Below are 10,650 nucleotides of genomic sequence, written 5' to 3'. Positions count from 1 at the left end.
CCCCGCTCAAAACATGCGAGGGAAGGTTGGAACATGGGTCAATTCTCAATGGAAATATCAGGCCACACCGGGTCAGTTCTCAGTGGCAATCAACAGTTTCGTATTGCTTGCCTTGGGAGACGACCTGACGCTTGAGCACCAAGCGATTTGGGGGAGCGAAGTGTCAGAACCAATGAAGACATTGTGGCGTCAAAGGCTGTTGGCTTCAGAAAATGACGCGGTCCTCGCTCGCGAAGTCCTTGCAGCCGAACGCTTCGGTGCTGCCGACTTTATCAAATCGATGGTCCTAGATCTGGCGGCAAGCGGAGATAGCTTAGATCAAGCATACGCAATTTCGATTGCGGGCTACTCAATTCGATCTGGTGAGTTTGCTGACATCTTGGGTAAGCATATCGATCACAGAGGCGTATCAGGGCAAGCCGCCAAGCATGCGTTCTCGGAACACGAGAGTGCCATATGGGCGCGGCATTGGGTTGAGAGCATGTGGAACGCGCCGACTCCAGAGGAGTTCTGGCGGTGCTTGATAATTGCAAAGACTTCTATAGATGCGCGCGTGAGTCCCGAACCGCCAAAGAGCAGTCTCTGGGGACGTTTCGCCCCTGTGTTTCGAAGGGCGAGAAAGACGGCAATCAAGGACCGAAACAAGGAGCGAGAGAAGAGGCTCATCGGACAGGAAACTCCCGAGAATATCTTCATCACATCAGTGGACTAGGCTTGATTGTGGGTGCGGCGCGGCGGAAGCCAGGTCTAGCGATGCAGCGCTCTGGATCGAAATGAATGTCGCCTCTGGGCGAAAGCGCAGCAGCACGCAATATAGGACGATGTCCGCTTTGCCGTCCAGCCATCCGGAAACCTGCATGACGGTTTACGGCCCCGTTTCTGCCGGCCCGGAGAGCGCGCCCAAGCTGGCCGTTCGCAGGACTTCGGCCAGACCCGCAAAGCTACCGTATGTCTCACGCTATGTTCCCGCATATCCCCGACACCCATCGCTATTTCCGCGGCGACTTGCACAATGATCTCCGTCTCCTCTCTGCCCTTCAGGGTCAGGCGGCACGCGGTCGCCGGGTTGTTCCCGGTATAGGTCTCGACCACTAGAGCCGCCCGGTTACTGCCGATTCTCAATAAGACATGCTCCGGGCCAGAGCCTTGCGCAGGCTGGGCTGTCCCGCCATTCACGCCAGCAATTGCAATGTCCCGGGAGAGATGAAAGCTGCTGCCAGCGCTAAGCGGGTCTCTACCTTCGGGTAGTCCCGGCGCATCAGGCTGTGTTGATCGGTAAAGTCGGGAGGGATCGATGGCATTGCCCGACCGTTACCACCGAACCGCATTGGCTGGATGTCGTCTTGCGCAAGCGGCGTCAGGCTGCGCGGTGTCAAGTCGATGGCTGCCGGACCATAGCTGTCACCCAATCCCAGAGGGATTCTGAAGCGTCATATACGTTATGACACTCCACATTCTGATGAACGAGGATCTCGAGCTTTTAGCGCATATGGATAAGTACTTTGATTTGTCACTGGATTTGAGGTGTTCGGGCAGCGGGACAGCTCGGCTAGAAGCAAGGGCTGCACGGCGGCATCCGTAGCATGCATTGATTCAGACTTGACATCATGATTTCAATTATAGATATTTCTATTATAGAAATGGGAGGAATGCATGATTGTTGAGGGTGCCAGTGCCCCGCGTGACCTGAAGACCGTTGAAATCGAGGCGGATCTGGTCGTTGTGGGAGGCGGTCTTTCCGGTGTTTGTGCCGCAATTTCGGCGGCGCGGGAGGGCTTGAAGGTCGCATTGGTGCAGGATCGGCCGGTTCTGGGCGGCAACGCCTCAAGCGAGGTTCGTCTCTGGATCCTGGGCGCCACCTCCCACGGCGGCAACAACAATCGCTTCGCCCGCGAGGGCGGGATCATCAACGAACTGCTGCTGGAAAATCAGTTCCGCAATCCGGGCGGCAATCCCGTCATCTTCGACAGCATCGTTCAGGATTGGGTGAGCCGGGAGCAGAACCTGACCGTGCTCGTCAATACCCAGGTTTTTCATGCGGTGACGACGGATAATCGAGTCCGTCAGATTCATGCCTTCAATTCCCAGAATAGCACCCTGTACCGGCTCTCGGGCGCCTTTTTCGCTGATTCCAGCGGTGACGGCATTCTCGTTCACATGTCTGGTGCGGCCTATCGCATGGGCGCGGAAAAGGCGGACGAGTTTGATGAACCCATGGCGCCGGGCAATAATTACGGCGAGCTGCTCGGCCATTCGATGTATTTCTACACCAAGGATGTCGGCCATCCCGTCGATTATGTTGCGCCCGATTTTGCTCTGAAGGACGTGCCAAGTCTCATTCCGCGCTACCGCCGGTTCCGCACCACCGAGCAGGGATGTTCGCTGTGGTGGATTGAATGGGGCGGCAGACTGGACACGATCCATCAGTCGGAAGAGATCAAGGTCGAGCTGCAGAAGATTGTCTATGGCGTCTGGAATTACATCAAGAATTCCGGCGAATTTCCCGAAGCCGCCAATCTGGCGCTCGAATGGGTCGGCACCATTCCCGGCAAGCGCGAAAGTCGGCGCGCAGAAGGCGACTATATTCTCAGGCAACAGGATATTGTCCGACAGATCGTCCATGAAGACGATGTCTGCCATGGCGGCTGGTCGATCGACCTGCATCCTGCCGACGGCGTCTATGGCGACGCCGATGGCTGCAATCAGTTTCATGCCAAGGGTGTCTACGGCATTCCCTTTCGCTGCATGTACAGCCGCAATATCGAGAATCTCTTTACCAATGGCAGGCTCCTGTCCGCCTCTCATGTCGCCTTCGGTTCGTCGCGGGTGATGGCGACGTCGTCGACCGTTGGCCAGGCGATCGGCACGGCTGCAGCTCTTTGCGTCAAGGCTGGCATTCTGCCGCGCGATGTGGCGAAACCGGAATATCTTCCCGCCTTGAAACTCAGTTTGTCACGGGCCGGTCACTACGTGCCCCATTACGATGCCTTGGTGGACGGTAATCTGGCGCATGCCGCCAAAATCACCGTGTCCTCGAGCCTCGCACTCTCCGGCCTCGCCCATGATCATGGCTACAAGCAACTGACGGCCAGCTATGCCCAGCTTTTGCCGGGACGCACCGACATTGACAATGTGATCCATGTACCGCTGCGCGCAGCGCGGTCGACGGAGCTCAACGTTGAACTGCAGATTGCCGAGAAGCCTGAAAACCATACGCCGGAGACACTGGTCAGCGCGGTTTCGCTGCCGCTTGATGCTGGCGAACAGACCGTTGCGATCCCGCTGCCGAAACTTGCGCAGGCACAATATGTCTTTGTCTGCTTTATGGAAAACCCGGATGTCGAGATCGGGCTTTCGAGCGAGTGCATCACCGGTCTTGTCGCGGTCAAGAAAGGCGGCCTCGACAAGGTTTCGACCACGGCTCGACAGGAAGCGCCAAGCGAACTTGGCGTCGACAGCTTCGACTTCTGGGTGCCCGAGCGTCGGCCCGGGGGCGCCAATATCGCCTTTGATGCGGATCATCCCCTGCATGTCTTCGATGCCGCCAACCTGACATTCGGACCGCTCAGGCCGACGTCTGCCCCCAATGCCTGGATGGCTGATCGTGCGGACACGGCGCCTGAAGTGAAACTCAGCTTTGAGACGCCGATTCTCGCCCGAAAACTCATTCTTTATCTTGATTGCGATTACGATCATCCGCTGGAAAGCGTGCAATACCGCCACCATGACCGAGTTATGCCGCTTCTTGTCCATGACGCCACGATCAGCGCCAATGGCCGCGTCGTGGCCGAGATCCGAGACAATCGCAATCCCGTCCTTGCTGTCGATCTTTCGGAGGAAAGACAGATCGACAGCCTGAGCCTGCGGCTGGCCAACAGACAGGGCCACGCCGTGTCACTGCTTGGACTGCGTGTAGAATAAACAGATAACTGGAGGAGAAACGATGATGGTTTTCAAAGCGAGCGTTGCAGCGCTGGCGCTTTCGGTGAGTGCGTTTGGCGCTCATGCCGCCGATGGCAAGGTGACATTCCTGAACTGGATCACGGCCGAGCCCAGCAATGCGCCGGTCATGACGCAGCTGATTGAGGAAACCGGCGTACCGGTTGATGTGCTGTCGAGTGCCTGGGGGGATATGCAGAAGACGGTCTTCTTGAGGATCCGGACTGGCCAGCCGCTTGATGTTTACCAGGCACAGGAACGCTGGCTGCCGACCTTTGCCCAGATGCCCGACGTGGTCGATTTCAACGAACTCTACGGCGAGGAGAAGCTCGCGGCGATGTTCCCGCCGGAAGTGCTGGCCGCGGGTCAGGTGAAAGGCAAGCAGGTTGGTATGCCGTGGAATATCGGCTCGATCAGCCTCGTCTCCAACCGCAAGGTGCTGGAGCAGGCCGGGGTTAGCGAGCCGCCGGCGACGATCGACGACTTCGTCGCCGATCTTGAAAAGGTTAAGGAGGCCCAACCGAACAGCACACCCTATGCGATGATGACCAAGGGTGACGATCTGGTATCTAGCGATTTCCAGCTCTGGCTCTGGGCTTTTGGCGGCTCGATCTTCGACGAAAACGGCCAGCCGGTCGTCGATTCTGAAGCCACGGTTCAGACGCTGGACTTCATGAAGGATCTGGTCGATAGCGGTCTCTCTGCCCTTGATGTCGATCGCGGAGCTGCACGGCGCATGTTCGGACAAGGCGAGAGCGCCTACTATTTCGATGCGCCGGTCGCAAAGGGCTTTGCGGAAGATTTTTCCGGTGAGGGCGAAGCGTTCGTCAAATATGTCTATCCGGTCCCCATGCCGGTGGCCGAAGCCGGCATGACGCCGCATTCCATGGAGTGGGGGCATCTTCTGGTGATGCGCGAGACAGAGGAAGGCATGGTGGACGGCGCCCTTTCCGCCGAGAGCCCCTCTGCAAAGCTGATTTCGGGCCTGACAATGAATGACGAGATCCAGCTCGAATACTTCCAGAAGCTGGGCGCAATCCCAGTCACCAAGTCGGCGAGGGCGAGCGACATCGTCACCTCCGACCAGTATATTGTCGACTGGAATGCCTCGCTTGGCATGCCGAAGCTCAACGAACTCGCTTCTCTAAAGGACAGCGCCAATTATGTCGCCATTGTTTCGGAGGAGGTTCAATCTGCCGTGCTGGGCAAGAAAGATTCGGCAACGGCTGCGGCCGACATGCAGAGCCGTATCGAAAAACTGATGAACTGAGGACGGTGACATGGGCATGGCGACCACGCGCCAGCTGGGGGTGACAAGCCCGGCCCGGCGAAAACCCGGCTACCTGAAACGTTCAGACAGGCGTTTTGCCTATCTGATCCTCGCCCCGGCGATGATTGCGTTTCTGGTCATGGTGGCCTGGCCCTTTTTGGATGCCATGTCCATGGCCTTCTACCAGTACACGATCTACGACACGGAGCCGATCTTCATCGGGTTCGAGAATTTCAGAACCATCCTCACAGACCCTTACGTGCTCGGGTCTTGGGTGACGACGGCTATCTTTGTCGTCGGCACGACACTTCTGACCATGTTTCTCGGCCTCTCCTGGGCGTTGCTGATGTATCAGGATTTTCGGGGGCGTGCGGTTTTCCGCACCATGACGCTGCTGCCATGGATCCTGCCGTCAACGGTGAGTGCCTTCATCTGGGCCTGGATGCTGAACGGGCGCTACGGCATCGTCAATATGCTGTTGATGGATATCGGGGCCGTCAACGCGCCGATGCAGTTTCTCTCCAACGATGTCGGGGCTATGATGGCCGTCATTCTGACACGGACCTGGATTTCCATCCCGCTGTTCATGTCCTTTTTCCTGGCCGGGCTGCAGAGTATGGATTTCCAGCAGATCGAGGCAGCGCGCATTGATGGCGCGGGCAATCTGAAGATCGTACGGCGCCTGATACTGCCGCATCTCAAACCCGTCTTCCTCGTTACCGGCGCGCTTGGCATGATCGGCAATCTGCAGCAGTTCGACATCATTTTCGCTCTGACCGGTGGCGGGCCGGTCCGGGCAACCTCGGTCCTGTCGATCGAGGTCTACAAGCAGGCGTTCCAGAACTGGAATCTCGGCATGGCTTCCGCCATCGGCGTGCTTTGGGTCTTTACGCTGATGCCGATTGTCATCTTCTATCTTAGAAGCCTGTTCAGGGAGGATTGAGCCGTGCTTGAACTGCGCACCTGGCGGGAAAAGACCGGCTTTATCGTCATTCTCGCCGTCATCGCCTTCTTTCTATTCTTCCCTGTTTACTGGGCGCTGTCGAGCGCGTTCAAGGCAAACGCCGAGCTTTACCTTTCAGACCCGACCTTCGTGCCGCACCGGCCTTATCTCGGCCATTTCATCAATGCCATCACGCAGGGTCCGTTGATCCTGCAGCTTGGCAACAGCCTTGTCACGTCCACCGCTTCGGCGCTTTTGAATGCGGTTCTGGCAGCGCTGGCCGGCTACAGCTTTGCCAAATTCGACTATCCGGTGAAACGCCCTCTGATGCTGCTGATCCTGTCGGCGCAGATGTTTCCATTTGGCGTTCTGCTGATCAGCATCTACCCAATGTTGCAATCGGTTGGCCTGCTCGACACCCGTATCGGACTGACGGTTTCCTATATCGTCTTCGCGCTGCCGGTCTCGACCTATATGATGTACAGCTATTTCAAGCAGGTGCCGAACGAGCTGATTGAGGCGGCCAAAGTGGATGGCGCTAGCAATATGAAGATCTTCCGGCGCATCGTCATGCCGATCTCGCTGCCGGCCTTCATCACCGTTGCGCTCTATGCTTTCATGTGGTCGTGGAATGATCTGCTCTATTCGATGACGCTGATTACCTCTGATGACAAGCGCACCGTCGGTCCCGGCCTTCTGTTACGCTATATCAACGAGAACAATGCCGATTGGGGCGGGGCCATGGCGGCCTCATTTATCGTCGCCGCGCCGGTTATCCTTGTCTTTTCCATGCTGCAGAAGCAATTCATCGGCGGCGTGACATCGGGAGCCGTGAAATGAGCGACAAACCCCAGACATCCCAGCCCAACCAGAGCCTTGTCGATGGTATCCGCTGTTTTCAGGAACTGACGACCAGCGATCATCCGCTTGGCACCAAGGAACTTGCCGAGCGGCTGGGCATCAACATGATCAAGGTGAACCGGCTGCTCAGGACGCTGAAAGCCATCGGAATGGCCGAGCAGAACCAGCAGAAGAAATATCTGCCCGGCCCGGTGGTGCATGTTCTCGCGGCGCAGAGCTTTCATTCCTCCGGGTTGTTTCGCGCTGCGACCCATGTGGCGATCAGCCATGCATACGATGACCGGACGCTGGCGATCGGCATTCTGTGGAAGGATGCGGTGGTCTATATGTATCACGCACTTGCCCATCAGAACCCGGCCGAAGGCCTTGGTGGCTATCATCTCTACCACGCCTCGCAATCTACGATCGGCAAGGCGCTTCTGGCCGAGATGGATGACGATGCGCTGGCGCTCTGCATCGTCGACTGGTCGGAGGACGCAAGAGCGGGCCTTGCCGACACTATCGCCGCCATAAGGCGCAACGGCTATGCCTGCCAGCGCGATGCGGCTGGCCGCATCAACAATATCGCCGCTACCTTTTCGGTTGGCGGCGCAAAAGCCGGCATCGCGTTTACCGATATCGCCATCGAAGGCAGCGCCCTTGAGAGCTATGTCGGCGAATTGAAGACGCTGATCCGCGAAATTGAAAGCTACGCCTGAAAGGCAGAACCGGGAGGAAAATCATGGCCGATGTGAAACTCGATCGCGTGGTCAAGCGCTTCGGGGAACTGGAGACCATCCACGGTGTTGATCTCGATATTGAAAGCGGTTCCTTCGTCGTTTTTGTCGGCCCCTCCGGCTGCGGGAAATCGACGCTCTTGCGAATGATTGCCGGGCTGGAAGAGGTCACCGAAGGTGATGTCTACATTGGCGGCAAATGCGTGACAGAAGCGAAAGCGAGTGCGCGTGGAATTGGCATGGTGTTCCAGTCCTACGCGCTTTATCCGCATATGACGGTGCGGGAAAACATGAGTTTCGGCCTGGAGGTTGCCGGCGAACCGAAGGAGGTGATTGCGGCGCGCGTCAGCGAAGCGGCTGAAATCCTCAAGCTCGGCGAGCTGCTGGACCGCAAACCGCGCCAGCTTTCCGGCGGCCAGCGCCAGCGTGTTGCCATCGGTCGCACCATTGTGCGCCAGCCCAAGGTGTTCCTGTTTGACGAACCGCTTTCCAATCTCGATGCCGAGTTGCGGGTACAGATGCGCATCGAGATCACCAGGCTGCATGAACGGCTCGGCAACACGATGATCTATGTCACCCACGATCAGGTCGAAGCCATGACCATGGCCGACACGATCGTTGTGCTGCGTGATGGCGCGGTCGAGCAGGTAGGCACCCCGCTTACGCTTTATCACCGGCCGGAGAACCGTTTTGTTGCCGGTTTCATCGGCTCTCCAAAGATGAATTTCCTGCCCGTGCGCGTGAAATCGGTTGCCGGCGACAGCTTCACAATTACTCTGCCGGATGGTCGGGACATCTCGCTCTCCGCACCCGGTCAACTGCCTTCGCACGGCGATATGCTGGAGCTCGGCATTCGCCCCGAACATTTCATCGTTGGAAAGGGTGGTGACTTCGAGGTCATGCTGCATTGTGATGTCGTGGAGGAACTCGGCGGTACCACCTATGTCTATGGTGAATATGACGGACGCCAGCTAATTGTGGAAGGCGATGGCGACATGCGGATTCAGCGCGGTAAGGATGAGCTTTTCAGCTTCGATCGAGACCGCTTGCATCTCTTTGATGACAAGGGCAGAGCGGTCATGCTTCAGCGGGACACAGATCCGCCGGCCGGTGGTTGCAACTCGGTTGCGACCGTGGTCCCTGCTAGCTGAACCCAGTGCGCACATGCTCTGGATTGTGAGCCTTAGGTCAGTCGCGGCCAAGGCCCATAAAGTTGAATAGCCCACGAATTGTAGACACCTTCCTGCCTAAAAATGAGGTAAGAAGGCGATCATGAGCGAATCGAATTTCAGTGACGATTTTAAACGCGATGCCGTTCGTCAGATCACGGAACGAGGCTATCCGGTATCAGAAGTCTCTCAGCGGCTCGGCGTAAGCCAGCATTCGCTCTATGCGTGGAAGAAGAGGTTTGCCGGCTCGACGCCACAGGCCAGCGCCGAATCCGAGGAGATCAGGCGGCTTAAGAAAGAGTTGGTTCGCGTCACAGAGGAGCGCGATATCCTAAAAAAAGCGGGCGCGTACTTCGCCAAGGATACAAAGTGATAGTCAAGCATTTATCGCCCTGCATCGGCTGCAGTTTTCGGTGCGGACGATGTGCCGGCTTCTCCGGGTTCACCCAAGCGGGTTTTACGCCTGGCTCAAAGCGCCGCTGAGCAAGCGGGCCATCGAGGACAGGCGACAGACAGAGCTGTTGAGGTCTTCGTGGGAAGACAGTGGCAAGGTTTACGGCTACCGCAAACTGCATGATGACCTGCTGGATCAGGGGGAGACGTGCTGCCCGAACCGGGTTGCGCGCCTGACCCGTCTTGCCGGCATCAAGGCCCGGATCGGTTATAAGCGACGACCCGGAAGCTACGGTGGCAAACCTTCTGTTGCCGTCGACAACACGCTCGACAGACAGTTTGACGTGGAACTGCCTGATAAGGCCTGGGTGACTGATATCACCTAAATCCGGACCTTGGAAGGCTTCGCCTATCTGGCGGTCGTCATCGACCTATATTCCCGCCGCGTCATCGGCTGGGCACTTCAAAGCCGTCAGGCGACAGATGTTGTTCTGCAGGCGCTGCTTTCCGCTTCATGGCGACGCAAGCCAAAACAGCCAGTGCTGGTCCATTCGGATCAGGGATCGCAGTTTGCCCTGCATGGATTGGGCTGCCTTTCTAAAGCAGCACAATCTGGTTCATTCAATGAGCCGCCGGGGAAACTGCCACGACAACGCGGTCGTCGAGAGCTTCTTCAATCTTCTCAAGCGAGAACGGATACGGCGAAGGGTCTATCGCTCACGCGAAGACGCCAGAAGGGATGTGTTCGATTACATCGAGATGTTCTACAACCCTAAACGCAAACATGCCCGCAATGGCATGCTGTCGCCCGTCGACTTTGAACGACAGCACAAAATCTAAACGAGGGTGTCTGCGAAACGGCGGGCTATTCATCCTGTGCTGCCAAAAATGGTCACCCTGGTGGTGGATTTTTTCGCTTTGCCTTCGACGGGATGACCGTCCTGGTACCGTGGATCAGACGTTCCTCGCGAACGAAGTCTCTGTCACAGCCTTTATCAGCAAGAGACAGTCGTGGCTTTCAGGCCGGCATCGCCAGCATGTCAGGTGCCGCGTCGTAGTCAGAAGCCTCGCCGCATGTCGGGGTGCCGCGCTCCTCGGTGACGCGAACCAACGCTTCTCAAGCCGCTTGATCTCCTGGGGTACGGCGCTGGCTTGTGGCCTCGAGCCGTCAAACTTCTTCTTTCATGCATAGAGCGAATGCTGGCTTACGCCGAGCCGCAGAGAGACTTCCGATACAGGATAGCCTCGTTCCGTGATCTGACGCACGGCATCGCGTTTGAAAGCGTCACTGAAATTCGATTTTCTCATGATCGCCTTCATACCTCATTTCTGTCAGGAAGGTGTCTGCAATTCGGGGAG

At 57.3% G+C, this 10,650-nt stretch carries 8 protein-coding genes and 2 pseudogenes; 8 read left to right on the top strand and 2 right to left on the bottom strand.

Features of this window, described 5'->3' with window-relative positions:
* A partial coding sequence (locus GGR30_RS15525) for a hypothetical protein (protein ID WP_183487889.1) occupies positions 1-712 on the top strand: 712 nt, incomplete at its 5' end.
* 460 nt (positions 713-1,172) lie between these two features.
* Here the strand turns inward: GGR30_RS15525 and GGR30_RS15520 are convergent.
* Positions 1,173-1,409 carry a hypothetical protein gene (locus tag GGR30_RS15520; protein ID WP_183487887.1) on the bottom strand — a complete coding sequence of 79 codons (237 nt, stop codon included), beginning with the start codon at positions 1,407-1,409 and terminating at the stop codon, positions 1,173-1,175.
* 244 nt (positions 1,410-1,653) lie between these two features.
* On the opposite strand from GGR30_RS15520, the gene GGR30_RS15515 reads away from it, so the two are divergent.
* From GGR30_RS15515 to GGR30_RS15485, 7 genes and pseudogenes are all read left to right on the top strand, one after another.
* Positions 1,654-3,921, top strand: a complete 2,268-nt coding sequence (locus GGR30_RS15515; protein WP_183487885.1) for an FAD-dependent oxidoreductase — start codon at positions 1,654-1,656, stop codon at positions 3,919-3,921.
* 22 nt (positions 3,922-3,943) lie between these two features.
* Positions 3,944-5,209: an ABC transporter substrate-binding protein gene (locus tag GGR30_RS15510; RefSeq protein WP_183487883.1), complete on the top strand. Its 1,266-nt coding sequence runs from the start codon at positions 3,944-3,946 to the stop codon at positions 5,207-5,209.
* Between the two features lie 10 nt (positions 5,210-5,219).
* Positions 5,220-6,152 carry a carbohydrate ABC transporter permease gene (locus GGR30_RS15505; protein ID WP_183487881.1) on the top strand — a complete coding sequence of 311 codons (933 nt, stop codon included), beginning with the start codon at positions 5,220-5,222 and terminating at the stop codon, positions 6,150-6,152.
* A gap of 3 nt (positions 6,153-6,155) precedes the next feature.
* A complete protein-coding gene (locus GGR30_RS15500) occupies positions 6,156-6,992 on the top strand; it encodes an ABC transporter permease subunit (RefSeq protein WP_183487879.1) in 837 nt (278 codons plus the stop codon).
* Complete coding sequence (locus GGR30_RS15495) at positions 6,989-7,711, top strand: IclR family transcriptional regulator (protein WP_183487877.1); 723 nt, start codon at positions 6,989-6,991, stop codon at positions 7,709-7,711. Before GGR30_RS15500 ends, GGR30_RS15495 begins: the two co-directional genes overlap by 4 nt.
* A gap of 23 nt (positions 7,712-7,734) precedes the next feature.
* Entirely contained in the window at positions 7,735-8,880 is a 1,146-nt protein-coding gene (locus tag GGR30_RS15490) for an ABC transporter ATP-binding protein (protein WP_183487875.1), read from the top strand.
* A 121-nt stretch (positions 8,881-9,001) separates the two neighbouring features.
* Positions 9,002-10,131: pseudogene (locus GGR30_RS15485) on the top strand (IS3 family transposase).
* Between the two features lie 348 nt (positions 10,132-10,479).
* Here GGR30_RS15485 and GGR30_RS15480 read toward each other — a convergent pair.
* Positions 10,480-10,599 (bottom strand): annotated as a pseudogene (locus tag GGR30_RS15480) (transposase); the annotation flags it as partial.
* Between the last annotated feature and the right edge of the window lie 51 nt (positions 10,600-10,650).

The sequence above is a fragment of the Martelella radicis genome (assembly GCF_014196625.1).
Taxonomy (GTDB): Bacteria; Pseudomonadota; Alphaproteobacteria; order Rhizobiales; family Rhizobiaceae; genus Martelella; species Martelella radicis.
This window is presented reverse-complemented; position numbering and strand designations above follow the sequence as displayed.

Bases quoted from the DNA above. Each gene is read 5' to 3' on its own strand.
- GGR30_RS15515 (WP_183487885.1), top strand. From the start codon at position 1,654: ATGATTGTTGAGGGTGCCAGTGCCCCGCGTGACCTGAAGACCGTTGAA.
- GGR30_RS15510 (WP_183487883.1), top strand. From the start codon at position 3,944: ATGATGGTTTTCAAAGCGAGCGTTGCAGCGCTGGCGCTTTCGGTGAGT.
- GGR30_RS15505 (WP_183487881.1), top strand. From the start codon at position 5,220: ATGGGCATGGCGACCACGCGCCAGCTGGGGGTGACAAGCCCGGCCCGG.
- GGR30_RS15495 (WP_183487877.1), top strand. From the start codon at position 6,989: ATGAGCGACAAACCCCAGACATCCCAGCCCAACCAGAGCCTTGTCGAT.
- GGR30_RS15490 (WP_183487875.1), top strand. From the start codon at position 7,735: ATGGCCGATGTGAAACTCGATCGCGTGGTCAAGCGCTTCGGGGAACTG.